Annotated in this window: 25 protein-coding genes; 8 read left to right on the forward strand and 17 right to left on the reverse strand. The window is 44.5% G+C overall.

Annotation, left to right across the window (positions count from 1 at the left end; genetic code table 11):
- Positions 1-47: 47 nt before the first annotated feature.
- The 3 genes from TW84_RS13305 to TW84_RS13315 all read right to left on the reverse strand — a co-directional run bounded on the left by TW84_RS13305 (position 48) and on the right by TW84_RS13315 (position 1,928).
- Complete coding sequence (locus TW84_RS13305) at positions 48-710, reverse strand: ChrR family anti-sigma-E factor (protein ID WP_045976125.1); 663 nt, start codon at positions 708-710, stop codon at positions 48-50.
- Entirely contained in the window at positions 707-1,291 is a 585-nt protein-coding gene (locus TW84_RS13310) for an RNA polymerase sigma factor (protein WP_045976126.1), read from the reverse strand. The genes TW84_RS13305 and TW84_RS13310 overlap by 4 nt, the downstream gene beginning before the upstream one ends.
- 67 nt (positions 1,292-1,358) lie before the next feature.
- Positions 1,359-1,928 carry an LON peptidase substrate-binding domain-containing protein gene (locus TW84_RS13315; protein WP_084720233.1) on the reverse strand — a complete coding sequence of 190 codons (570 nt, stop codon included), beginning with the start codon at positions 1,926-1,928 and terminating at the stop codon, positions 1,359-1,361.
- A gap of 343 nt (positions 1,929-2,271) precedes the next feature.
- Here TW84_RS13315 and TW84_RS13320 point away from each other — a divergent pair, with 343 nt between their 5' ends.
- The 4 genes from TW84_RS13320 to csdA all read left to right on the forward strand — a co-directional run bounded on the left by TW84_RS13320 (position 2,272) and on the right by csdA (position 5,868).
- A complete protein-coding gene (locus TW84_RS13320; RefSeq protein WP_045976127.1) occupies positions 2,272-3,054 on the forward strand; it encodes a nucleoside-specific channel-forming Tsx family protein in 783 nt (260 codons plus the stop codon).
- A gap of 113 nt (positions 3,055-3,167) precedes the next feature.
- The gene (gene panE, locus TW84_RS13325) at positions 3,168-4,058 is read left to right on the forward strand and encodes a 2-dehydropantoate 2-reductase (protein ID WP_045976128.1); all 891 of its coding nucleotides are present in this window, start codon (positions 3,168-3,170) and stop codon (positions 4,056-4,058) included.
- On the forward strand, positions 4,055-4,663 hold the full coding sequence (locus tag TW84_RS13330; RefSeq protein WP_045976129.1) for a DJ-1 family glyoxalase III: 609 nt from the start codon (positions 4,055-4,057) through the stop codon (positions 4,661-4,663). Before panE ends, TW84_RS13330 begins: the two co-directional genes overlap by 4 nt.
- On the forward strand, positions 4,657-5,868 hold the full coding sequence (csdA, locus tag TW84_RS13335; protein ID WP_045976130.1) for a cysteine desulfurase CsdA: 1,212 nt from the start codon (positions 4,657-4,659) through the stop codon (positions 5,866-5,868). The genes TW84_RS13330 and csdA overlap by 7 nt, the downstream gene beginning before the upstream one ends.
- A 342-nt stretch (positions 5,869-6,210) precedes the next feature.
- Here the strand turns inward: csdA and radA are convergent, their stop codons facing one another.
- Positions 6,211-7,590: a DNA repair protein RadA gene (radA, locus tag TW84_RS13340; RefSeq protein WP_045976131.1), complete on the reverse strand. Its 1,380-nt coding sequence runs from the start codon at positions 7,588-7,590 to the stop codon at positions 6,211-6,213.
- Between the two features lie 134 nt (positions 7,591-7,724).
- Here radA and TW84_RS13345 point away from each other — a divergent pair, with 134 nt between their 5' ends.
- Complete coding sequence (locus tag TW84_RS13345) at positions 7,725-10,070, forward strand: PilZ domain-containing protein (RefSeq protein ID WP_045976132.1); 2,346 nt, start codon at positions 7,725-7,727, stop codon at positions 10,068-10,070.
- A 39-nt stretch (positions 10,071-10,109) separates the two neighbouring features.
- Here the strand turns inward: TW84_RS13345 and serB are convergent, their stop codons facing one another.
- The gene (gene serB, locus TW84_RS13350; protein WP_045976133.1) at positions 10,110-11,090 is read right to left on the reverse strand and encodes a phosphoserine phosphatase; all 981 of its coding nucleotides are present in this window, start codon (positions 11,088-11,090) and stop codon (positions 10,110-10,112) included.
- A gap of 103 nt (positions 11,091-11,193) precedes the next feature.
- On the opposite strand from serB, the gene TW84_RS13355 reads away from it, so the two are divergent.
- A complete protein-coding gene (locus tag TW84_RS13355; protein ID WP_045976134.1) occupies positions 11,194-11,799 on the forward strand; it encodes a YtjB family periplasmic protein in 606 nt (201 codons plus the stop codon).
- A gap of 80 nt (positions 11,800-11,879) precedes the next feature.
- On the opposite strand, the gene deoD is transcribed toward TW84_RS13355, so the two are convergent.
- The 9 genes from deoD to TW84_RS13395 form a co-directional block, all read right to left on the reverse strand.
- Entirely contained in the window at positions 11,880-12,599 is a 720-nt protein-coding gene (gene deoD / locus TW84_RS13360) for a purine-nucleoside phosphorylase (RefSeq protein ID WP_045976135.1), read from the reverse strand.
- A gap of 65 nt (positions 12,600-12,664) precedes the next feature.
- Positions 12,665-13,885: a phosphopentomutase gene (locus TW84_RS13365; protein WP_045976136.1), complete on the reverse strand. Its 1,221-nt coding sequence runs from the start codon at positions 13,883-13,885 to the stop codon at positions 12,665-12,667.
- A 61-nt stretch (positions 13,886-13,946) separates the two neighbouring features.
- Positions 13,947-15,275 carry a thymidine phosphorylase gene (gene deoA, locus TW84_RS13370; RefSeq protein WP_045976137.1) on the reverse strand — a complete coding sequence of 443 codons (1,329 nt, stop codon included), beginning with the start codon at positions 15,273-15,275 and terminating at the stop codon, positions 13,947-13,949.
- Positions 15,276-15,356: 81 nt separating this feature from the next.
- On the reverse strand, positions 15,357-16,133 hold the full coding sequence (deoC, locus tag TW84_RS13375) for a deoxyribose-phosphate aldolase (RefSeq protein ID WP_045976138.1): 777 nt from the start codon (positions 16,131-16,133) through the stop codon (positions 15,357-15,359).
- A gap of 817 nt (positions 16,134-16,950) precedes the next feature.
- Complete coding sequence (locus TW84_RS13380; RefSeq protein WP_045976139.1) at positions 16,951-18,213, reverse strand: NupC/NupG family nucleoside CNT transporter; 1,263 nt, start codon at positions 18,211-18,213, stop codon at positions 16,951-16,953.
- Positions 18,214-18,417: 204 nt separating this feature from the next.
- On the reverse strand, positions 18,418-19,191 hold the full coding sequence (locus tag TW84_RS13385; RefSeq protein ID WP_045976140.1) for a TatD family hydrolase: 774 nt from the start codon (positions 19,189-19,191) through the stop codon (positions 18,418-18,420).
- Positions 19,191-19,340, reverse strand: a complete 150-nt coding sequence (locus TW84_RS24590) for a DUF5363 family protein (RefSeq protein WP_162197125.1) — start codon at positions 19,338-19,340, stop codon at positions 19,191-19,193. Before TW84_RS24590 ends, TW84_RS13385 begins: the two co-directional genes overlap by 1 nt.
- 12 nt (positions 19,341-19,352) lie before the next feature.
- Positions 19,353-20,126 carry a peroxide stress protein YaaA gene (gene yaaA / locus TW84_RS13390; RefSeq protein WP_045976141.1) on the reverse strand — a complete coding sequence of 258 codons (774 nt, stop codon included), beginning with the start codon at positions 20,124-20,126 and terminating at the stop codon, positions 19,353-19,355.
- Between the two features lie 100 nt (positions 20,127-20,226).
- A complete protein-coding gene (locus TW84_RS13395) occupies positions 20,227-21,657 on the reverse strand; it encodes an alanine/glycine:cation symporter family protein (RefSeq protein WP_045976142.1) in 1,431 nt (476 codons plus the stop codon).
- A gap of 703 nt (positions 21,658-22,360) precedes the next feature.
- Here TW84_RS13395 and TW84_RS13400 point away from each other — a divergent pair.
- Entirely contained in the window at positions 22,361-22,543 is a 183-nt protein-coding gene (locus TW84_RS13400) for a DUF3545 family protein (RefSeq protein ID WP_045976143.1), read from the forward strand.
- 53 nt (positions 22,544-22,596) lie between these two features.
- Here the strand turns inward: TW84_RS13400 and TW84_RS13405 are convergent, their stop codons facing one another.
- From TW84_RS13405 to nfo, 3 genes are all read right to left on the reverse strand, one after another.
- Positions 22,597-23,148, reverse strand: coding sequence for a hemerythrin domain-containing protein (locus TW84_RS13405; protein ID WP_045976144.1), 552 nt, complete (start codon positions 23,146-23,148; stop codon positions 22,597-22,599).
- A gap of 99 nt (positions 23,149-23,247) precedes the next feature.
- Complete coding sequence (ung, locus tag TW84_RS13410) at positions 23,248-23,934, reverse strand: uracil-DNA glycosylase (protein ID WP_045976145.1); 687 nt, start codon at positions 23,932-23,934, stop codon at positions 23,248-23,250.
- Between the two features lie 244 nt (positions 23,935-24,178).
- Complete coding sequence (gene nfo, locus TW84_RS13415) at positions 24,179-25,063, reverse strand: deoxyribonuclease IV (protein ID WP_045976146.1); 885 nt, start codon at positions 25,061-25,063, stop codon at positions 24,179-24,181.
- A gap of 318 nt (positions 25,064-25,381) precedes the next feature.
- Between nfo and grcA the strand changes: the two genes are divergently transcribed.
- Positions 25,382-25,759, forward strand: coding sequence for an autonomous glycyl radical cofactor GrcA (gene grcA / locus TW84_RS13420; protein WP_045976147.1), 378 nt, complete (start codon positions 25,382-25,384; stop codon positions 25,757-25,759).
- The last annotated feature ends 42 nt before the right edge of the window (positions 25,760-25,801 follow it).

Below are 25,801 nucleotides of genomic sequence, written 5' to 3' on the forward strand. Positions count from 1 at the left end.
TAGAAAAAAGGCTTGGCAATTCGCCAAGCCTTTTGCTTTTGAGTCTATTATGGATACATACCTTTGCCGAACATGTTAAATATGCGGGCAACACCTTGAGTAAATATCATAGGTTCTGTGAGTACGGTAATACACAAGCAGTCCTCTCCTTTTTGGGTATAGGGACTGTGTTTTATCGAAGCATCTTTAACGAGGTAATCACCCGCTTCGTAATGGCCATCTTCGTCGCTAAAGCCACCATGCAATATCAGCGTCGATTCCATACCTCTATGAGTGTGCTGTGGAATCTTCACATCTTCCGCGATGTACATTAAGTTCACTCGTACACTGTTACCCATGTCGACTGGTGCGCTAAATACCTTGCCACCGTAGTTTTTCCATTCCCCCACCTTATCCCTGAAACGTGTAAGAGACAGTGGTAACTGAAAGGTTTTGCCGTTAACTTCAATGCTGGATGGCTTTCTGGTAGGCCGAACCGCTTGTGGAACTGGGTCTGTGCTTAGAATAACGTTCAGCATACTGTCGAATTCGCTGTCGTCGAAAACATCAGTTTCCATTAGCGCTTCGCCACAAAGATTCTCAAGCTCTAACACTTGTTTTTTACAACTAGGGCAGCTCTCAAGATGAGTGGCGACAGTAAACCCATCGACAGCATCCAGACTGCCTTCAACGTAAGCCTTTAACATATGCTGGTTTGGATGATAGCTCATAGTCTCTCTACCTCTATTGAATGTCGAAGCTTCTCTACTGCTAGCCTAAGCCTTGATTTCACTGTGCCGACTGGAATATCGTACATATCTGCAACCTGCTGATGTGGCAATTCCTCTAAGTAGACGGCCTGAACAACCTTCTTTTGTGCCTCAGGGAGGACATCTAAAAACTTTACGACCTGCTCTTTTAGCATCTCATGTTCGGGCGCATAATGCTCAACCATATCTGGTGGACAATAATCATTGGGCCAAATGTCCTCAGAATGAATGTGCAGATCTTTACCACGTTGTTTGCGAAGTGTGTCGTAGCACAGGTTTCGCGCGATCGTATAAATCCAGGTCGACAGCGAGCTTTTCGTTCCATCGAACAAGTGGCTTTTCTGCCAAACCGTGGTCATCGTTTCTTGCACTAGCTCAAGGGCCACTTGTTCGTTGCCCATATGCTTGTATGTGAACTGCTTCAACCGTGGAGCAAAATGCTTGAACACCAATGCATAGGAAGCTTTATCTTTTTCTTTCACTTTTCCCATACAGAGCAGCCAGTCTTGTTTAGCAAAAGAGTCTGTGTCCTTAGCAGCCATATTTTTGGTCCTTTCCAGCGCTTTTGAAGTATTACGTAAGAAAAAATGAATGGATCACTTTGTAAGTTTAGCTTTCAATGGAGCGGGTGAGAAATTCTATCGCTTCGTTGCAATCTTTTTGCTGCACAAGAAAGTCAAATTGTTTCTGGGGAATGGGCAGTATCTCAAGCCAACGCTGACTCACCCAGCTTGCATCGTCGAAGAAACGTTGGTCATACAGTTCTCCAAGTTGAGGGAACTGACTGTAAACTGTTCGTAATTGTTCACTCAAATATTTGTGCTCGTTGGATAGCTGAGAAAACTCCCAGCTTGAGCGCCACTCAACGCGTGCTCTGCGTAACCCGTCAAACTCGGTTCTGATTCTTTTGATTTCGAAGCATCTGATCCCAACAACTGTGACGCCCAACAATCCATCATCAAGTAATTCAAAGTCGACGATTTTCGCGAGCGCACCAAAAGACGATAAACGAGACATCGCTGGCACCTCGTCATGCTCTATCAGACAAATGCCGAAAGTTCCGTCCGACTGGCTTGCCTCTTTTATCAATCTTTTGTATCTGGGCTCGAATATACGAAGCTTCATCCTTCCTTCGGGAAGAAGAATCGAGCCCAGCGGAAACAACATAATTTCAGACACTATTTATCACCCTCAAACACTTTACAATTGCTTACGTGGAAAGTGAGAGTTAGATCAATCACCAAATATGTTGATTGCTTGATCAGCATAAAAATCAGCGCAAGCGCTTGCGTAAACGATATCCATATCACTTTTTGTGCAAAAAAATCATAGTTCCGTTACATCGTTGAAAAATGATCATTAGTGAGATCTTCATCACTAGTTTTATGTATTTTTGCACTTCGTATCACTATTAATTGAGATTTTTATCGTTATTATGCGCTCCAGAAAAAGCACAACAGAGATTGTGCAACAACGGCTATATGAACAATTTTTGATATTGAAAAACATAGAGAGTCCCACTATGCGTAAATCACTTTTAGCTCTTGGTGTCGTAGCAGCACTGTCTGCACCAGCAATGGCGGCCGATTACTCTGACGGCGATATTCACAAGAATGACTACAAATGGATGCAGTTCAACCTAATGGGCGCATTCAACGAAAAACCAGGTAACTCAACACACGATTACCTAGAAATGGAATTTGGTGGTCGCTCTGGTCTGTTTGATCTGTATGGCTACGTTGACGTTTTCAACTTAACGTCAGATCCAGGCAGTGATAAAGCAAACGCTGAAAAGATCTTTATGAAGTTTGCACCGCGTATGTCTCTAGATGCACTGACTGGTAAAGACCTTTCTTTTGGCCCTGTTCAAGAGCTGTACGTTTCTACATTGATGGAATGGGGCGGTAACTCAGGTGTAAATACTCAGAAGGCCGGTATTGGTTCTGATGTCAACGTTCCGTGGTTGGGCAAAATTGGCCTAAACCTATACGGTACTTACGATTCGAATAAGAAAGACTGGAACGGTTTTCAAATTTCAACCAACTGGTTCAAACCTTTCTATTTCTTTGAGAATGGCTCATTCATTTCTTACCAAGGCTACATTGATTACCAATTTGGCATGAAGAGCGAGTACTCTACGTCAAAAACTGGCGGTGCAATGTTTAACGGTATCTACTGGCACTCAGATCGCTTTGCTGTTGGTTATGGCCTAAAAGCCTACCAAGATGTGTATGGTATCGAAGACACTCCTGCATTCCGCTCTTCAGGGGTCACTAACTACTTGGCAGTGACTTACAAGTTCTAAGCGACTAAAAAAGCTTCATTGCCTACAAATGGTACCTTCGGGTACCATTTTTTGTTTGCTTTCGCTTAAACGGTGATTATCCTTGTGAGAAATTATCTGTTCGGCAAATCAACGTGAATATCGTTATTCTTGGCCCAGGCGCTATTGGGACACTATGGGCAACTAAACTCTCCATCGCGGGGCATAATGTCGCCGTGTGGTCTAACTCAACAGACAGTCACCTGAGTCTGCAGCTTGATGAATTACCGCCGATTCAATGTGATAACCGAGATATCACTTCCGTTAGGCAGGCTGATTTACTGCTAGTCACCGTAAAAGCGTGGCAAGTTAAGCGCGCCCTTGAGCCGCTCAAAGCGCATATAACTCCAGAAACCATGATTTCCCTGATGCACAATGGCATGGGAACCGCAGAATGGCTCAGCAACACTTTTCCTCGCAACCCTTTGCTCCTAGCGACAACTGCACATGGCGCCTATCAATCGGCCAAACACCAAGTAATACACACTGGGTTAGGCGTCACCCATATAGGTGGTATTAACCATTCAGGCAAACAATGTGACTTCCTCAGGGAAGTCTTACAGCACGCACTGCCAGAGGTTATTTGGTGTGACAATATAGAGCATGCATTATGGCTTAAGCTTGCCGTTAACTGTGCGATCAACCCCTTAACAGCCATATTCCAAATCAAGAATGGTGAGCTGGGTTCTGAACGATTTAAAGAACAACTAACCAATGTTATCGAAGAAGTCTTTCGTGTCATGAACGCTTGTTCCATCCCTATCGACAAGTCCATACTAGCATCCACAGTTCACCAAGTGATCAATGCCACTGCAGAGAATATGTCTTCTATGAGGCAAGATATTCACTATCAACGCAGAACAGAAATTGATTTTATTACTGGTTACTTACTAAAGCAGGCTAAAATTCACAATATTCAAGCCCCTGAAAACCAAGCGCTATACAACCAGATCCACCACATCGAACAAAGCTGGAAACAACAATGAATAAAAAAGTACTGGTCCCGATTGCACCGGGAACGGAAGAAATGGAAGCGGTCACCATCATCGACATGATGGTACGAGCTGGCTACGACGTTACTGTGGCCAGTGCTGATTTTTCTGGTCGGCTGACAATGAAAGCTTCTAGAGGCGTCACGCTCACTGCTGACTGTAAACTCGTCGATATCGCCGATGAAGAATTCGATGCAGTGATCTTGTCTGGTGGCGTTGGTGGAGCTGAAACCTTTCGCGACAGTACCTTATTAGTCGAGATTGTTCGCCAACAGATGTATGAAGGCAAGCTCGTTGCAGCTATATGCGCAGCCCCAGCCTTGGTGCTAGCTCACCATAAGCTTTACCCAGACGCTCTAATGACGTGTCATCCAAGCTTTGAGTCTCATATCACTAAAGAAAATTGGCGAGTTAAACGCGTTACCTACGATATCAATCACAACTTACTGACCAGCCAAGGTCCTGGCACCGCATTAGAATTTGCTATGGAAATCATCATTAACCTTTCAGGTAAAGAACACGCTTGGACGGTTGCAGAGCCTATGGTAACAATTCCGACACTGCAATATCACAAGCTGGGTGGCCTTGAGTCATGCTAGATGTTCATGCTATCCGTTTACAATTCCCTGCATTGGCTCAAGATGTTAATGGAGAACAATTAGTGTATCTCGATAGTGCAGCGACTACACAGAAGCCTGATTGCGTTATTAGTGCCATTTCACACTACTATCGTTCTCAAAATGCCAACGTTCATCGTGGCAGTCACAGCCTGACCGCACAAGCAACCAGCCACTTTGAAGCCGCTCGTCAAACCGTCGCAGACTTTATTGGCGCGCAGAACAGCAAAGAAATCATCTGGACACGCGGAGCGACAGAAGCGCTCAACCTAATCGCACAAACCTATGCGCGAAACACACTACAGCGCGGTGATGAAATTCTGGTTAGTGAAATGGAACACCATGCCAATATCGTCCCTTGGCAAATCGTTGCAGAGCAGACAGGAGCAAAAGTCGTCAAAGTACCAATGACCGACAATTGCCAATGGAATATGGCGGCATTTTCCGCTTTGCTATCCGATAAAACGAAACTAGTGGCGCTGGCTCACATCACCAATGTGACGGGAACACGCCTACCCATTGAGTCAGTGATAGCTCAAGCTCATCAAGTGGGAGCGAAAGTCGTTGTCGATGGTGCTCAAGGCATTGTTCATGAAACGATTGATGTGAAGGCGTTAGATGCGGATTTTTATGTTTTCTCTGGACACAAACTCTACGCTCCTGCTGGCATTGGCGTCTTATATGGCAAACTGTCGCTGCTTGATGCTATGCCACCCTGGCACGGAGGGGGGAAAATGGTTGATAAGGTGTCATTTGCAGGGACCACTTTTAGTGAATTACCCGGAAAATTCGAGGCTGGCACACCCAATGTAGCAGGTGTGATAGCCCTAGCTACAGCGATCGACTGGTATCAGTGTTTTGAACAAGCCGACGTAAAAAATCACATTCGCAATCTGGTTCAAAACGCTTATCAAAGACTATCTCAAATCGATGATGTTAAGGTATTGGGGTATCAACAAGATGCTTCTTTGCTATCGTTTATCATTGATGGAGTGCATCATCAAGACCTCGCGACGTTACTTGATCAACAAGGTATCGCCGTCCGCGCGGGTCACCATTGTGCTCACCCTCTAATGGATGCACTTGGTGTTAAAGGCACTGTGCGCGCCTCTTTCGCCATTTACAACACACAAGAAGACGTTGACAGGCTGGTCACAGCTGTCGAGAAAGCCGTTGATATGCTTTAGGCAAGAGCGGGAACGCTTTGCTATGGATGCGGGATTTTGGAACGGACTGCGTCCTACGGAGAGCTGGAGAGCTGGATAACTAGATAACTAGATAACTAGATAACTAGCTTTACATTAATCGAGCCTCCACTCTTTATTTTTATGACGGTCATCCTCAAGAGGGAGGAACGACCGAGTTGGGGATCTCTTAAAGTAATTCGAACACTTGAAGAGATTCCCTACTCACTCCTTCGTCGCTCTATGGAATGACCGAAAAGAGGCTTCTTCTTTCTAGCAGGGCGAAGCCCGATCCCGTTCTCCCGCAACGAAGCGATCCATAGGACAAAGTCCGTTCCCGCTTCCCTAAAGCTCATCAAACGCTTCAATCGCTTCAGAAAGCTTTTTCACACCATGGATCTGCATTCCCGGGATCCCACCTTTAGGCATATTCGCTGCAGGAACAATCGCTTTCTTAAAACCATGCTTAAAGGCTTCATTCAACCTCTCCTGCCCACTTGGAACTGGACGAATCTCTCCTGCTAAGCCGACTTCGCCGAATATCACCACATCTTTAGGTAAAGCTCGATCTCGAAAACTGGATAGAAGCGCTATCACTAATGCCAAGTCAGCGCTGGTTTCTGTTACCTTGACACCACCAACGACATTAACAAACACATCTTGATCCGCCATCTGTAAACCACCGTGCTTGTGTAAAACCGCCAGTAAGAGCGACAAGCGGTTTTGCTCAAGGCCCACAGCAACACGTCGTGGGTTAGCCAACTGAGAGTAATCAACCAAAGCTTGAATCTCGACCAGTAGAGGACGAGTGCCCTCCCATACCACCATGACTGAACTGCCAGATGTTTCTTCTTCCCCTCGAGAAAGGAAGATGGCTGACGGGTTGCTGACTTCTTTGAGCCCCTGCCCTGTCATCGCAAATACCCCCAGCTCATTGACTGCTCCAAAGCGATTCTTATGGCTGCGCATAGTTCTAAAACGATTGTCCGTTCCGCCATCAAGTAATACTGAACAGTCAATGATGTGCTCAAGCACTTTAGGCCCCGCTAACGTCCCATCTTTCGTCACATGGCCGACAATAAATACAGAAACATTGTTCTGCTTAGCGTAACGAGTCAAGGCCGTAGCCGACTCACGCACTTGTGCCACACTGCCAGGTGATGATTGCACATCCGCAACATGCATCACCTGAATCGAATCGATGACCATGATCTTAGGCTGCTCTTTCTCAGCAATTTGACAGATACGATCGACGTTAGTTTCTGAAAGCATTTTCAGGTTGTCTTTAGGCAAACCGAGTCGTGACGCTCGCATCGCAACCTGTTGTAACGACTCTTCACCTGTGACGTATAAGGTTGGCATTTGTGAGGCGAGATAACACATAGTTTGCAAAAGTAGCGTTGATTTACCCGCTCCTGGGTTACCACCAATCAGAATGGCAGCACCCGGCACTACACCGCCACCAAGAACACGATCAAACTCTTTAAAACCACTGGTAAAACGAGGAACTTCCTGCAAATCAATGTCAGATAGGGTCTGAACCTGAGTTTCACCAGAGTTACCTGCATAACCCGCTAACCGCTCATTGCGTGCCGCTGCTGGTGATGCCGCCAACCTGACTTCACTGATCGTATTCCACGACCCACAAGCATTGCATTGTCCTTGCCAACGCGGAAAATCTGCCCCACAGTCATTACACACATATGCTCTTTTTGCTTTCGCCATATCACCTCAGACCTGTATTTGTGACTATGCTATTATCATACGTCACCTATTCACCTTGATTCGGTGTAACATATCATTAAAGATCTTTATATCAAGGTCGATATTGAGAGTAAGGGACACGCTAACAAAAATATATGCAGCAGTCAGAGATTTTATCTTTAGCAGAACGATTGATTCCTGCTTACAACTCCGGTGATTTTGAATACCTTCTCGCCCAAATGACTGAAGGGGAGCCCCCATCGGTTAAAATTCTGGTCAAAATGGAGCTCAATCGAGTGATGGCTCCGTGTACTAAACCCGTAGACCTTCGCGGCCGAGTAAAAGGTGAGTGCCGCGAATACGAACTCGATGGTGTAAAACATTGGCTCGATGACGTTGCCTTCAACGCCTACCATAAAAATACTCGTAAATTTGGCGGCTATACTGAAGGGGTCTGGGAAGCATTATGTAATACTCATAATAATTTTCGAGTAATGCAAAAACGGGGTAAACCTCACGGCATTGAGTTTTCAGAAAAAAGTTCAGCATATGATGTTGAAGCGATTAATTTGGGTTACGATCTCAAGCGTCGTGAGAACCGTTTAAAACTCTCTTCTCAAATAGAATTTCAGATCAACAGAGATCAGCTCGTCCACGCCACAACTGTCGATATCTCGCCATCAGGAGCAAAGTTTAAGGTCCCATCCGCATTTAGCTACAAACTCGGAGAGATCATAGCGGTACGTTTCGTTGAATTGATTAAAGAAAGTGAAGTCGAAGGGCTAGACATCCCTATCAACTATCGGATTGTTGGAATTGATGAATCTTACGAAAACGATGCAGTAAAATATCTACGGTTACTCAAACTTGACGAGTCAAACGTCGTTGAACAAGTTATCGAAGACAAACTGACAAATGATAGCCAACGAAGCCGGCATGACAATCAAGATAAAGTCATTCGAGCTCGCTCTCGAGGCTATGAGCATACATTCCTTAAGCACACCTGTAATTTACCTGTTTTCTTCAGTGGTAGTGAACTTAAACTCGCCTTAATGACAGAGAACAATCAACCCATTTGGCAATACTGGCAAGATGAGCGCAATCAACAAACCTTGACCAGCTTGTTTAATAAAGAACGTTTAGAACAGCTCACCAAGCCTGGTATGCGAGGTAGCAATAATGTGTTTTACTCCTTCACTCACAATCATCAAGGTAAGACCCTATTTTTCTCCATGATGATGCCAGAGGCGAGTAGAGAACTCCGTCAGCTTTTCTGGCACGTTGGGGCCAAAAAAGAGAGCTGGAGAGTGTTTCGATTACATGTTTTTGAACTGTCCAAAGAAGAACGGGTAGAGCTGTCCAAGCATTCAACTGAACTCAACTTTAAAACTAACTCGCTTAGCCATTGCGGTATTCTTCAGGAGCTATCTACTGAGTCTACTAACCAAGATTACCTTCTGACTGCAAAGCCTAGGATGCCGACTAGTGAACTCAATCGCTTTCGCCATGCCCGTAATCCAGAAAATAACCCTGTTTGTATCTACTTTGATGCAATATCCCGTAGGAAAGAACCACGTTTTCAATTTCGTTCTCCGATCGAATTGTCTTATCCTCATGATACCGCTCATACAGGGGTGACATTAGACATTTCTAAACGTGGAATTAGCGTCGCTTTAACTTCTCAAAGCGAGCTAAAAGCAGGAGATACATGTTCGGTTAACTTTAAAGAGCTTAGTCTGTATGATAAACAACTGCCTCTTAATAACGTTCCATACGAGGTTGTTCGAATTTCTCCAGGAGGAAAGCGCCTTCAGCTAGTTATAAAAGAAGACAGCAATACCATGCGCACCATTGCTTTTTTTGGACGGCTGATCGAGCATAACCAAGATAAACTGGTTGCCCAAAAAGAACTGCTGCCCAGTAATCAGTTACTGGAGGGTTTGCACGACATCTTACTGGATAAGATTGTGAGCTCGCCTATCTTCGTAGAAAAACGAGGGAAAAACCTTAAGCCTCGCGTGATAGGTATTAACTATCCTCTTGCTTCCCACCTAGTGGTATTCGCTAAACTTGGCCATGATGAGAATTTTTCCGTCGAGCCTATCTATAAAGGTCATACTAATACACTGCTCGCTCAACCAATGCGTCGTATTGATGGTGCACAGCCTCAGTTTCAGGAAATTTATTTATCAACCACAAGGTTTGGTACACGTATTCAATCTTATGAATCCAAATTGGTGAGCGAATTTGATTCGCTGAAAGATCGTATTGCTTTCATCAAAGACGCGCAAGGAATGGGAGAGTTTTGTGCTCTTCGTATTTGTAGTGCTCCTGTTTTTGATGCCATGAGCGCACTACTTCAAGAAGATCTCAAAGAGCTGGCAGCTATCAGTATGAATCAAGCTAGAAGCTTAGAAAAAGAGCTCACAGGTATCATGGGGTATGGCGAAATCACGGATATCACAGAAGAAGTGCTTACTCGTCTTGAAATGACCAAATAATAGTAATAAGAAAGCGAGGTTTTAACCCTCGCATCTTCATTATGGAGCAGGTTTAAAACTCAGTTTCTTCTGCTTAGACAGAGCAGCAGATAGAATACACAGTACCCCCCCCAGTCCCACATAACGCACGGCTGTTTGCGCTTGTTGCTCCACTTTAGGTTTTGCATGGTAAGCGATACCAAGGCCTGCAACGGACATCATCATCAGATCGTTTGCACCGTCTCCAACAGCGATAGTATTGTGTGGTTCAATATCGTATTGTTTGGCTAACTCTTCGAGGATATCCGCTTTAGTTTGAGCTGATACAACGTTACCAACCACTTGACCAGTCAACTTGCCATCAACGATTTCCAGCTGATTAGATTCTGCATGGTCTAAATTCAATGTCTCTTTGAGGTAATCTGAGAAATAGGTAAACCCACCAGAGGCAATTGCCGTTTTCCAGCCAAACTGACGTAAGGTACTTACCAGCTCAGGCAAGTCAGGCATCAATGGCAAAGCGTTTCTTACACTAGACAGGATACTTTCATCAGTACCAGCCAGTGCACTCACACGTTGACGTAAGCTCTGTTCAAAATCCAGTTCACCTTGCATGGCGCGCTCTGTCACTTCCGCGACTTCCTCACCCACACCAGCAAATTTGGCTATTTCATCAATACATTCAATTTGAATCGCAGTCGAGTCCATATCCATAACGATAAGGCCTGGCTTTGATAAATCGGGAAGATCATTAAGCGACGCATAATCCAGTCTAATGTCTTGGAGAACTTTTTCATGTTGAGCAGTCAGCTCACCCTGCATTAATGCTACTTCATAGCGGCCAACCTTCCACACATCAACGACAGCATTATGTTGGCCAGTACAACGGTCAATAGTTTCAAAATATTGCGATGACAAACACTCTGCGAACACAATCCAATTAGCCTTAGCTTTATCAAATTGACTAAATAAGCGTGTCTCGGGAATTCGATTGTATAGTGATGTATGTTTTTGAATAGAAAAGGTCTTAAACGTTTCCATGTGAATTATTCCTAAAAAATCTACTAACACGTTAACCTATTGCAATTTAGCTGTGCAAGCATCAATATGCTCTATAGGAGAATTAACCTTAAGTTAGGCGAGTATGGAACCCTCTCTGTTCTCATTTCGTATTGCCTTAAGAGCGCTGGCAATCCTCTCGTTGATAGCAATGATGGGAGTAATTGGTATTAACAGCGTAAAAATTACTAAAGGCAATGAACAAATTCAGAAAAACCAGTTGGAAACACTGATAAAAATGTTGGTTTCTCAAGCTTCTTTATCAGCAGGTGATATGATAGCCAATCAAGATCAAGAGCGCTTACTGAAGCTAACCAACCAACTGGCTAAAGACAATCTCGTGTTTGATGCCACTATCTATGACGCGGAAGGGATTCGCTTGGCCTCAAGCGACAAGGGGAAAAGTGTGCGTGAAGTTCTCGGTTTAGATACGCCACTTGAAACCGCTCGAATTGGCAAACAGCAATTAGTTGAGCCCATTATGCACGACAATGCAGCCATTGGTTTTGTTCGTATCACCTTTGAGACGGGTAAAGTAACTGCCTTTTCTGATCACTACTACCGTAAAAGCGACCGTTACATGTATACCATGGTCGGAATGAGTTTTATCGCAGGCTTACTGTTGGCAATTGTGGTGAGAAGAAAACCCAAACGCAACAGTGAAAATCTGCTTCTTAAAGAAATGAGTTAGCCAATTGCAAGTAAAAAAGAGGGGGTAGTATTTAAGTCACTCCCCCCTCTTTTACTATTTTTCAGCGATTGAGACTGTATCTAGGCCTCATCACCTAACAGGATAGAGTCGAGCGCGATAATCATCATATCGTTAAACGTAGTTTGACGCTCATCTGATGTTGTCTGCTCGCCCGTTTTGATGTGATCAGACACAGTACAGATAGTCAGAGCTTTCGCACCGTACTCAGCACAAACGCCGTAGATACCTGCCGCTTCCATTTCAACACCAACAATACCGTACTTGTCCATCACATCGAACATTTCTGGATCTGGTGTGTAGAACAGTTCAGCGGAAAACAGGTTACCCACCTTCACTTCGATACCACGTGCTTTCGCTGCCTCTTCCGCTGCACGAACCATCTTATAATCAGCGATAGCAGCAAAGTCATGGCCTTTAAAGCGAATGCGATTTACTTTAGAGTCAGTACAAGCGCCCATACCAATCACAACATCACGTACTTTGATGTCTTCGCTAACAGCACCACAGCTACCTACACGGATGATTTTCTTCACACCGTAGTCTTTAATCAGCTCAGTAGCATAGATTGAACAAGATGGGATACCCATACCGTGGCCCATCACAGACACTTTACGACCTTTGTAAGTGCCTGTGAAACCGAACATATTACGTACATCACAAACCTGAACGACATCTTCTAGGAAGGTTTCTGCAATGTACTTCGCGCGTAGCGGATCACCCGGCATAAGAACGACATCTGCGAATGCACCCGTTTCAGCATTAATATGTGGAGTTGCCATGTCTGTTAATTCCTTAACTAAGTTAAATGTTGTCAGAGAGGTGGTTTACCTCTCTAACTCTCTCATTACAAAAAGTTTTTACCATAATCCATTGGTGAAGTACCAAAGTAAGTCGCCAATGATTGACCAATATCCGCAAAAGAGTCACGCAGGCCTAGAGAACCAGCTGGCACTTTCTGACCATAAACAATTACAGGGATGTGTTCACGTGTGTGGTCAGTACCTGGCCAAGTTGGGTCACAGCCGTGGTCGGCAGTCAGGATTAGAATATCGTCTTCTTCCATCAGTTCCATAACTTCATGGATACGGCCATCGAAGTACTCAAGCGCAGCAGCATAGCCTGCAACATCACGACGGTGACCATAGGCGGAATCAAAATCAACAAAGTTAGTAAAGACGATAGTATTGTCGCCCGCTTCTTTGATTGCCTGTTTTGTTGCTTCAAATAAAGCAGGAATACCTGTTGCTTTGGTCTTCTTAGTAATACCGCAGCCAGCGTAAATGTCAGAGATCTTACCGATCGAGTGAACTTCACCGCCCTTCTCATCAACAAGCTTCTGTAGAATCGTCGCTGAAGGTGGCTCAACAGACAGATCGCGGCGATTACCAGTACGCTCGAACTGGCCTTTACCCGGACCAATGAATGGGCGAGCGATAACGCGGCCGATGTTGTAGTCTTCCAGCTCTTCACGTGCGATCTGACAAAGCTCAAGCAAACGTTCTAGGCCGAAGGTTTCTTCATGGCAAGCGATCTGGAATACCGAATCCGCCGACGTATAGAAGATAGGTTGCCCTGTCTTCATATGCTCTTCACCAAGATCATCCAGTACCTGAGTGCCTGATGCATGACAGTTACCGAGGAAACCGTCTAGACCAGCACGCTCAAGAATGCGATCTGTCAGCTCTTTCGGGAAGCTGTTGGCTTTGTCGGTAAAGTAGCCCCAGTCAAACAGAACCGGAACACCAGCAATTTCCCAGTGGCCTGACGGCGTGTCTTTACCTGAGGATAGCTCAGCAGCATGGCCGTAAGCACCGATGATCTCCGCCTCAGTATCTAAACCTGGCGCAAAGCGACCCGTTGACTCTTTGTGGGCCATTGCTAAACCAAGCTTTGACAGATTAGGCAACGTCAGTGGCCCTTTACGATCAGCGTTATCCGCTAGACCTTTATCACATTGGTCTGCGATATGGCCCAGAGTGTCTGAACCAACATCACCAAATGTCTCAGCGTCTGCTGTCTCACCGATTCCAAATGAATCCAGTACTAATATAAATGCTCTTTTCATTGCTCTTCCTCAGGCCCACCGGTAATCATTTTTATATGGCGGGCCTTAGTGTAATTTTTGATTAAACGTCTTCTGCGCGGATCTGACGATAAACCTCAGGCGTTGGAGTATACTCACCACCGATAGTAATAGCCTGCTTCAGCGCTTCAGCCGCTTCAAGCCATTGCTCTTCACTACGTGCATGAATCACGGCCAGTGGTTTATCACTCGATGCTTTTTCACCAAGACGGATGAACCCGTCAAAGCCCACAGCATAGTCAATTTCATCTGTTGCCACACGGCGGCCGCCACCCATGGAAACAACCGCCATACCGATTGCACGAGTGTCCATTGCCGATACCACACCGTCCTCATCAGCGAAGACAGGTTTGATGATTTCTGCTTTTTCCAAATAGTTTTCGTAGTTTTCAACAAAATCGGTTGGGCCGCCTAGGCCTGCGACCATCTTACCAAAGCACTGAGCAGCTTTACCGTTATCTAAAACTTCCATCAGTTTGGCGCGTGCATCTTCTGTGTCGTCAGCCAATTGAGCCAACACCAACATTTCTGCACATGACGCCATCGTAACTTCAAGTAAGCGAGGGTTGCGGTATTCACCAGTCAGGAACTGAACCGCTTCACGTACTTCGACTGCATTACCCGCAGAAGAAGCCAGAACTTGGTTCATGTCAGTTAGGATAGCTGTTGTCTTGGTACCTGCACCGTTTGCTACTGCTACGATAGATTTAGCGAGCTCTTCCGAGGCTTCATAGGTTGGCATGAATGCCCCTGAACCCACTTTTACATCCATCACCAATGACTCAAGCCCAGCAGCCAGTTTCTTAGACAGGATTGAAGCCGTGATCAGAGAAATGTTGTCGACCGTCGCGGTAATATCGCGGGTTGCGTAGACACGTTTATCGGCTGGCGCTAAATCACCTGTTTGGCCAATAATGGCAACACCTGCGTCTTTCGTAACATCACCGAACACTTGATTGGTTGGCGTGATGTTATAGCCAGGAATTGACTCCAACTTATCCAGAGTACCTCCAGTGTGACCAAGACCTCGACCCGAGATCATTGGAACAAAGCCACCACATGCCGCAACCATTGGCCCAAGCATCAGCGAAGTCACGTCACCAACACCACCAGTTGAATGCTTATCTACAATTGGGCCGCCAAATTCTTTATGGCTCCAATCGATAACCATACCGGAATCACGCATCGCACACGTCAGCGCAATGCGCTCTGGCATTGTCATTTCATTGAAAAATATCGCCATCGCAAAGGCTGCGATTTGCCCCTCTGAAACGGTGTTTTTAGCCACACCTTGGATGAAGAAATTGATTTCGTCGGCAGTTAGGACTTCGCCATCGCGTTTTTTACGAATGATTTCTTGAGGTAAATACATTAGTTCCTCCCACACAAAACGGTGGTTAGTAAAGTAAAAAGTAATGTGGTGAGCTTTCGCTCACCACATTCAGACTTTTAATTAGTACGCTGCAGGATCTGCAGTTTCGTCTGTTACTTCTAATGTATTTAGTAGGTTAGTAAGCAGGCTAGAGGCGCCAAAACGGTAATGGCGAGCATCTACCCAGTTGTCGCCCAAAATCTCATCTGCCATTGCTAGATACGCGGCTGCATCTTCAGCAGTGCGTACACCACCTGCTGGCTTGAAGCCAACCGATTTTGCAACTTCCATATCACGAATCACTTCCAGCATCATGCGTGCATATTCAGGTGTTGCATTGACTGGCACTTTACCCGTTGAAGTTTTAATGAAGTCAGCGCCTGCTTTAATTGAAATTTCAGAGGCTTTCTTAATTAGAGCTTCTTCTTTAAGCTCACCGGTTTCGATGATGACTTTCAGAAGAATGTCACCACACGCTGCTTTACATTGCTTAACTAGCTCGAAACCCACTTCCTCGTTACCTGCCATTAGAGCACGGTATGGGAATACAACATCCACTTCATCTGCACCGTAAGCAACGGCCGCTTTCGTTTCTGCAACAGCGATATCAATATCATCGTTACCGTGTGGGAAGTTCGTTACTGTAGCAATACGAACGTCTGGTGTACCTTGCTCGCGAAGTGTCTTCTTAGCAATAGGAATAAAGCGAGGATAAATACAGATCGCTGCTGTGTTACCGACAGCAGATTTTGCGTCATGACACAGTGAGATCACTTTTTCATCAGTATCATCATCATTCAGCGTTGTAAGATCCATAAGTTTAAGTGCACGTAGTGCTGCTGCTTTTAAATCGCTCATTTCTATCTCCGATCAATATTCATAAATATATCTGCTCAACCTAAATAGTTGACGCATTCATTAATGAACGGACTTGGTTCCCTGAAGACTTAGGGATAAACAGCGAATCTACCCCCAATTGCTATCCTTGTCACCGCACAGTACCAGTTTGGTCTATGGCACAACAATCTGCGATTGCGGTGTCTAACGGTATCTGTAGCCAATTGTCCAATTGTACTGACATCGCTACAACCAGCACCAATCATACTCCTTGTACTAACAGGTGCTAGCTAAAATCACTTTTCAATAATCCATTGATAAGTCACACCATTAAGATATACCCAACGATACCCGATAAGCCAGCTAACGCGGCAATGCAGGTTTGGGCGACTTAATGGCAGAAAACAGGACTCAAACGACAAAACCCGGCAGGGTTGCGAGGTAAACTTCGTTAATGAGTTTTACCCTACTCTCTATATTTACATACATTATAGATATTCGTCGCAGAACTGTAGTGGTCCATAAAGCGCAAACGGTTTGTATCTCAAAAAAGATTCTAGTTAACGTTCACTCAATAATCTTACTGAATAATCGTTGCGAATCAGGTTGTCTGAACTCAGTCCAAACTTGTCATACAAGCTAACGAAAGCTCTTGCCAACTTGTACGAGTTTTCTCTCCAAGCAGTGTGTGTAAAACAAGGTAACTATGGTTAAATCCCAGTTAACATCGTAATCGGGCTCACTCTATTGGAAGAAACAAAAAAGCCCCGTAGCACACAAGAATGTGTGTCTACGGGGCTTTTTAAAACGGCGTCTATATAATCTTTCGCTTACTTAATTAGAAAGATAGGAAGAAGCCAGCGATTGTCGCCGCCATTAGGTTAGATAGCGTACCAGCACAAACCGCTTTGATACCCATACGGGCAATGTCATGACGACGGTTTGGCGCTAGACCACCTAGACCACCAAGCAGAATCGCAATAGAAGAAAGGTTTGCGAAACCACATAGAGCGAACGAGATAATTGCTGCAGTCTTAGTTGACATTACTTCGCCAGTCTCTTGGACTACTTGCGCAGCATCACCAACGTATGGTACGAAGTTTAGGTACGCGACAAACTCGTTAACCACTATCTTCTGACCAATGAATGAGCCAGCAAGTGTAGCTTCTTCCCACGGAACACCGATTAGGAATGCTAGAGGCGAGAAGATGTAACCAAGCAGAATTTCCAGTGTTAGTTCAGGCATATCGAACCAACCGCCAATACCACCTAGGATACCGTTGATAAGAGCAATTAGACCGATAAACGCTAACAACATTGCGCCAACGTTCAGTGCCAGCTGCAAACCAACAGAAGCACCGCCAGCCGCTGCGTCAATGACGTTAGCAGGTTTATCTTCACCACCGTCAATGTCAGTGCCTAGCTTTTCATCAGGTGTTTCTGTTTCCGGCTTGATGATTTTCGCGAATAGTAGTCCGCCTGGTGCTGCCATAAATGATGCCGCAACTAGGTACTCTAGAGGTACACCCATAGAAGCGTAGCCCGCTAGTACACCACCAGCAACTGAAGCTAGACCACCACACATTACCGCGAATAGTTCAGATTGCGTCATCTTAGGAACAAACGGACGAACCACAAGAGGTGCTTCAGTTTGCCCTACGAAAATGTTCGCAGCCGCAGACATTGACTCCGCACGCGACGTGCCAAGTGCAGCCTGTAAACCGCCACCAAGAATCTTGATTACCCACTGCATGATACCAACGTAGTAAAGTACAGAGATAAGTGCAGAGAAGAAGATTAGCGTTGGAAGTACCTGGAACGCAAAAATGAAGCCAATACCGTCAACTGAGAAGTTAACTAGGCTGCCAAATAGAAAACCAGTACCGTCTTTACCGTAGTCGATAACACTTTGTACACCAGCTGAGAAGCCAGCTAGAAGGTCACGACCCCATGGTACGTAAAGAACGAAACCACCGATGATAAATTGGATAGCAAATGCGCCACCCACAGTTCTTAGATTGATAGCTTTTCGGTTATCAGACAGTAGTAATGCAATTCCTAGCAATACTGCCATACCGACTAGGCTCATAAACAGGCTCATAGTTTATGATTTCCTTATATGTTATTTGTTGGCGTGTTACAAAATGGAGCTCTAAAGCGGAGCCAATTATACTCATCCGTCCAATGATAAAGTAATGCTGCCCTCACAGTTTCTAATAAGATTCATCATGCGTTCACCCATTTACGTGAAGAAGATCACCTTACAGCGAACTGCAAATCATAAAAAGAACATTTTCTTTAGAAACTATTCACAAATACCGAACGCAGAATTGCTATTTTTCCAGATGCTTTCAGCAAGCGTTTGCTCATTAATACCCTTCAGCTTTGCGAGACATGACAAGGTTTGAGCTAACATTTCCGGATGATTAGGTTTGCCTTGGTGCCCGTAAAGAGGCATGTCTGGCGCGTCCGTTTCCAGAACGAGACATTCCATAGGTAAGTTCATCACCGCTTGGCGCGTTTTCCGTGCTCTTGGATAAGTGATAACGCCACCAATACCAATATAGAAACCCAACTCGACAAATTGCATTGCCTGCTGATAGCTACCCGAAAAACCGTGTAACACTCCACCGTAAGGAAATTTATGACGCTTTAGCAACTGAAGAACCAAATTGTGGGTTTTCCTCGCGTGGAGGATCAGCGGTAACTTGAGTGTTTTCGCCAATTCAACCTGAGTAACAAACACTTGTCGTTGAATCTCTTCGTCAACAGCAACCATTGCATCTAAGCCACACTCACCAATCGCTTTACAACGTTCAAGCTTTGTTTCAAACAAAGTGTGTAACTCAGGTAACTGCTGCTGACTATCTTGCGTTAAAAAGTAGGGGTGCATGCCCAACGCAATATAAACAGATGGATATAAAGAAGACAGTGCAATTAATTGCTTCCAATTGGAGGGCCCAATAGCCGGAATCATGAACCGTTCAACACCCGCTCGCTTTGCCAGTTGCAGTTGAGCCGGAAAATCATCTGAAAAGGGGGCGAAATCGAAATGACAATGGGTATCAAAAAGGCGCATTACCGCTGCGCCTTTTTATTAGATTGAGAAGCTTGCTGAACGGGGTCTGTTTGATAAGGAACACAACTGCGTTTATTCTGCGGAGTTAGGCCCATCGACTGACACCACTCGTCGTATCGCGCAACCCACTGTTTAAACCAAGCTATCATCTGTTGATTCCTTTATTGCTCTTCGCGTTTAAAGACCAATTCGGTCGGTGAAGACTCATCTTCAACAAAATAATAGCCCGCTGTGTCAAATTTAGTCAGGTCCGCAACGCTCTCGATACGATTCTCAATGATGTATCGTGCCATCATGCCACGTGCTTTCTTCGCATAGAAGCTGATCACCTTGTACTGACCATTTTTACAGTCTTTGAAAATTGGCGTAATTACCTGAGCATCCAGAGATTTTGGTTTTACGGCTTTAAAGTACTCGTTTGAAGCAAGGTTAATTAGAACATTATCACCCTGTTCAGTAATAGCTTGATTTATCTTATCAGTAATCACATTACCCCAGAACTGATACAGGTTATTGCCGTTTTCATTGGCAAGTTTCGTTCCCATCTCCAAACGGTAAGGCTGCATTAGATCAAGTGGTTTTAATAAACCATATAAGCCAGATAACATGCGTAAGTGCTGTTGAGCATAATCAAAGTCATCGTCTGACAGGCTTTGAGCGTCTAAGCCAGTGTAGACATCACCTTTAAAAGCCAGAATCGCTTGGCGTGAGTTCTCCGCCGTAAACGTCTCACTCCACTCCTGAAAGCGGCCAACGTTCAGGTCAGCGATCTTATCGCTCACTTTCATCAAGCTAGCGACATCGGCAGGCGTCAGCTTACGACAGGCATCAATCAGTTGTTTTGAATACTCTGTCAGTTCTGGCTGAGTAAATTTCTCTGTAGCCAGTGGAGATTCATAATCTAAGGTTTTCGCTGGTGAAACGACGATTAGCATGGCTTTACTCTATCTGTTCTGTTTTTATTCGCTATAGGTTACAAAAAAAACCATGCAATGTCTGCATGGCTTTTTGAATCGTTTTAATAGAGATTGGCTATTAATCTTTTTTGCTCTGATCCCAGATACCATCCTCAAGCTGAGATTTCAGCTCAGGAAAATCGTTCGAATCAAATGTCGGCACTTTACCTTCTTTTAGCTGACGGTTGTAATCTTTCGCCAGCTTAATCACGATGCCAGAGAGAAGCAAAATCGCCACCAGGTTGACAATCGCCATCATACCCATAGAAACATCTGCCAATGCCCAAACGATAGGTAGTGATGCAACGGCTCCAAACATTACCATCGCTAGTACAACCAGACGGAACACGCCCAGACCGGCTTTATGGTTATGCTCAAGGAAAATAAGGTTTGTTTCCGCGTATGAGTAGTTCGCTATAATAGACGTAAAGGCGAAGAAGAAAATCGCAACAGCTACAAAGATTCCACCCCACGAGCCTACCTGAGAGCTCAACGCTGCCTGAGTCAGTTCAATACCCGTGATCTCACCATGCGGAACGTACTCACCGGACATCAGGATAATCGCCACCGTCGCTGAACAGATCACGATAGTGTCCATAAACACACCTAACATCTGAACATAGCCCTGAGACGCAGGGTGTGGCGGATAAGGTGTAGCTGATGCCGCTGCGTTTGGCGCAGAACCCATACCAGCTTCGTTTGAGAAAAGACCACGTTTAATACCGTTAATCATTGCTTGAGCAATTGCATAACCTAAACCACCTGCCGCGGCTTCTTGCAGGCCAAAGGCACTCTTGAAGATCAAGCTCAGTACTGCCGGTAACTTATCGATATTCATGAACACAACGAATAGCGCCAGTAGCAGGTAAAGTAGCGCCATTGCAGGGACAATCATTTCTGCTACGCGCGCGATACGCTTGATGCCACCAAAGATAACCACTGCAGACAACAGAACTACGGCAACACCGACATAAGTTTCATCCCAACCAAATGCCGTATTCATGGCACCAGCAATTGAGTTAGCCTGAACCGCGTTAAATACCAAACCAAAAGCGATGATCAGGAAGATAGAGAACAATACGCCCATCCAGCGCATCCCTAAACCTTTCTCCATGTAGTAGGCAGGGCCACCACGATAGTTACCGTCATCATCTTTGGTTTTGTATAACTGCGCCAAGGTACTCTCGGCGAACGAGGTTGCCATACCCAGCATTGCGATCAGCCACATCCAGAAAATTGCACCTGGGCCCCCGGCGGTAAGAGCGACGGCAACACCCGCCATGTTACCTGTACCCACACGGGCTGCTAGGCTAGTACACAGAGCTTGGAATGATGAAATACCCGCTTTATCCGCTTTACGGCTGTTCTTTAACACCGAAAACATATGGCCAAAGTGGCGGAACTGGATAAAGCCCAGTCTGAATGTGAAGTAGACCCCCACACCAACTAAGAGATAAACCAGAATAGAGCCCCAAAGTAGGTCATTCATCAAATTAATTAAATCTGTCATAAGATCCTCATAGTGAGTTTTCGCTGATCTCTGCTTCCCAGCCTTCCATCCAGTTGCAAACCAAGTGTCAATTTTGCTTAGTATTATTGTGTAATTATTGTGCAACTCAGATATGTAAAACGCGCCTCATGCTTCCATTTTACGTACCAGCGTATTTTTGACGGGCGGATAATGCAGTCAAGGATACCAAAAATCAATATGCATCAAAATGTATATTGTTGTTATTTTTCACTATAAAATCACCATTGATTAACACAAAAAAGAACATAAAAACCACAAAAACAGAACATTAACATCAAAATTTAACAACAATAAAGAACACACAACTCGATAAGAAATAGCAGAGCCGCAAATAATTGACACTCCTTTGTCATCAAGGACTCAGAGAAGAGAAGGTTAAGTGATTCGATCTGTAAATTCGATGTATCAACTCAGCCAAATAAACCTAATTGCATAGTTCAAGAAACCGCTGTTTTTTCACACACAGCGTTAACATACATATTTTGAAAATTTAATCGTTTTCGGCAAACCGTTTGAACAAAAAACAACCAAGCATTGCTCCGTTTTTTGTGAAGCCAAGTCTAAAACAACATGAAAACTTCATGGAATCGTAACAAATGAGAAACGAATCAAAGTTACGCTCCAAACAGAATGGTATTTAAACAGTACCCCTTCAAAGAGTAATCATTAAAAGAGGTAGCTTATGGAAGGCTTAAACTTTGAAGAAATCATGGAAATGGATTTTCCAAAAAATCGGGCAACACGTTCTAAACCCGCAAAGCGTAAATGGCGTGAAATCGAAGCAATAAAGGACAGGCAGAGACTTCGACGTGAATTGAAAGATATGGACATCGGATTCGACGATATTGATAATCTAGATTACTAACATTAGAAAAGAGGCGTATTAGCGCCTCTTTTTTGTTTATCGACACTTGAGCGTCAAACACACTCTTGATCGACCTGCCTAACACGTTGGGCTAATTGCTGATACTGTTCTGCAATGGTGTGGCCAAAAACAGGGTCGTCTTCAGTGACGCTCCAACGTTTCTCGACAACTTGCCAATCATGTAAAGTGAAGCTCTTATTAATGAGAGGTAATATTGACTGCTCTTCAAGATCCATGTGGCGCTTTTGCGTCAAGACAAAATCTTCGAGTTGCTGTACAAATAGAGCTTGAGGTACCACAGCATCTTGGAGAATCATATCAACAGTATCGAGAAAAGCATGAGTTCTTTGTGACAATGTCTCATGCTCTAGTTCAAGATTCTCGATATCCGTGTGATGGCCGTAATGCTCTAGATAATAGTGGTAGAGAATATCCTCTTTAGGGTGATGGACACGCTCAGAGTGGTGAGCCAGATACTCCACTATTTCTCTCACTAAACTGTAATTGATGGTCTGTTCTTCCTTTAGCAGGGCAATCTTTTGCCTCAATACTGCCAGCAAACGAACCATGTAACCATGCTCTCGCCTTATCCTTTCAATCATCATAGCGCTTCTCCTTAACACCTACTTTTAATGAGTGTATAAAAGAAGCGCCAGTCAAATTTTGACATTGCTCGAAGATTAAGCAATCCACTTTGGGGAGAACTACATATTGACTTGATCAGGAAGGTGCCAATTTATAGTTGGTTTACCTTGCGAACTAAGAATATGATTTGCTTGAGAAAAGTGTCGGCAACCGAAAAATCCGCGATGCGCTGACAATGGAGAAGGGTGTGGCGCAGCCAATACATGGTGCTTATTACGGTCGATGAAACGCCCCTTCTTTTGCGCATGGGAGCCCCAAAGTAAAAACACCACACCAGACTGATACTGGTTAACCGCTTCAATGACTTTGTCAGTAAAGGTTTCCCAACCAGTTTTAGAATGCGAATGGGCTTTTCCCTGTTCGACCGTAAGAACAGTATTAAGTAACAAAACACCTTGCTCAGCCCAGCTTTGAAGGTAACCATGCGCCGGAATCTGAAAACCATCAATGTCCTGTGCTAACTCTTTATACATATTGACTAAAGAGGGAGGAGTCTTGATACCTGGTAAAACAGAGAAACACAGACCATGCGCCTGTCGAGGGCCGTGATAAGGATCCTGTCCTAAGATCACAACTTTCACGTCATCAAACTCAGTCGCCCGAAAGGCATTAAACACATCTTTTGCCGGAGGAAAGATCGCTTTACCTAAGCCCCTTTCCGATTCAACAAAATTCAACGTCTGCTGAAAATAGTCCTGCTGCTTTTCAGCCCCAATGACGTCTTGCCATGTCAATGACGGGTTCATGTTTTGTTCCTTCTACTATGTGCGCTCAAACAATTGTCGCAAAAGTTAATGAAGGAACAAAGCGATAAAGTGAACTAGCTTTTTTGTGGGATCCGATAATGTCCCTGACCCGTCACATGACGATTAGGAACAGGAAGGCGTGGCGAGCGTGCGATAGTATAAAAAGCAGTGTAAGGCATAGTGGCATCCTTATTTGTCTGAGTACCTCAACTCACTATGAAAAATTAATGCCACTTTTAAATAGTTAGGCCATTTCCTTGAGCCGAGCAACATGATGCTGACGTATAAACTCAATTTCGTCAGGCCAACTTTCCGGCTCTATTGTTTCTAGAATCAATGGGATATGGTCAAATCGAGGATCTTTAGCGATATACTCAAAACACGACCAACCAATTTCTCCTTTGCCTAATGCGTGGTGACGATCGACCTTCCCACCTAGGGCAATCTTTGAATCATTAATGTGCATTGCCCTTAAATAATGCATACCAACAACGCGCTCAAACTCCTCAAAAGTCGCCTCGCACGCATCAAAGCTGCTCAGATCATACCCAGCAGCGAAGGCATGGCAGGTATCAATACAGACACCAACGCGAGATTTATCCTTAACTTGTTGAATGATTTCCGCCAAATGCTCAAATCGCCAGCCTAGGTTGGTACCCTGACCCGCCGTATTTTCTATCACCGCGGTCACGTTTGGTACCGCTTGGTGGGCAATATTGATCGATTCCGCGATTCGCACTAAACACTCTTTCTCAGAAATTTTCTTTAAGTGGCTTCCTGGATGAAAATTGAGTAAGCCTAGCCCAAGCTGATGGCAACGCTGCATTTCATCAATAAATGCAGCGCGGGACTTCTCGAGTTTTTCTTCCTCTGGAGCGCCGAGATTAATCAAGTATGAATCGTGTGGGAGTATCTGCTCAGCGGTAAAACCTAACAGGGTACAATTAGACTTAAATGCGGCGATGGTTGTTTCATCAAGCGGTTTGGCACTCCACTGGCGCTGATTTTTAGTAAATAAGGCAAACGCATTTGCTCCTATTTTATTTGCCCTCAATGGTGCCTGATCAACACCACCTGCTGCGGAAACATGAGCACCGATAAACTTGTTACCGTACGACTTTTCTAACATGTTGCTTTATCACTTTTGACTTTCAATATATGGCACGAATTACAGCAAGTTATTAGACTCATCTCAACAACCACACCAGGCTTGTAGTAATATTACAACAAAACAAGAGATCCAAATCTATCGCCAAGGTCATAAATCATTGCTATATATGATATTATTGATTCAAATCAACACATTAACCACTTAATAAGTGATGATATTGGTAGTTATTTGACTTAAATCAAAACCACCCAAGTAATTTCAGGTTATATAATACGCAGCTCGACGAAATTCGGAAATTAACACCAATAAAACCACTAATGTGGATAGGAGACTGTGATGATTCAAGGCATTCAAATTACTAAAGCGGCAAACGATGCACTACTGAACTCTATTTGGTTACTTGATAGTGAAAAAAATGAAGCGCGCTGCGTGGCTGCAAACACAGGTTTTGAAACTGACCAAGTTGTAGCAATCAACGAACTTGGCGAATACGAAAGCCGCGAAGTTGCGATCGAGAAAGCACCTCGCATCGAAGGTGGTCAACACCTGAACGTTAACGTTCTTAAGCGTGAAACTTTAGAAGATGCGGTTGAAAACCCTGAGAAATACCCTCAGCTAACTATCCGCGTTTCTGGCTACGCTGTTCGTTTCAACTCGCTAACGACTGAACAACAACGAGATGTAATTGCACGTACATTTACTGAATCTCTATAATTCAGTGAGTGGTACATTGAACATGACAACGGCGCCTTAATG

Source organism: Vibrio neptunius, from assembly GCF_000967495.1.
Lineage (GTDB): Bacteria > Pseudomonadota > Gammaproteobacteria > Enterobacterales > Vibrionaceae > Vibrio > Vibrio neptunius.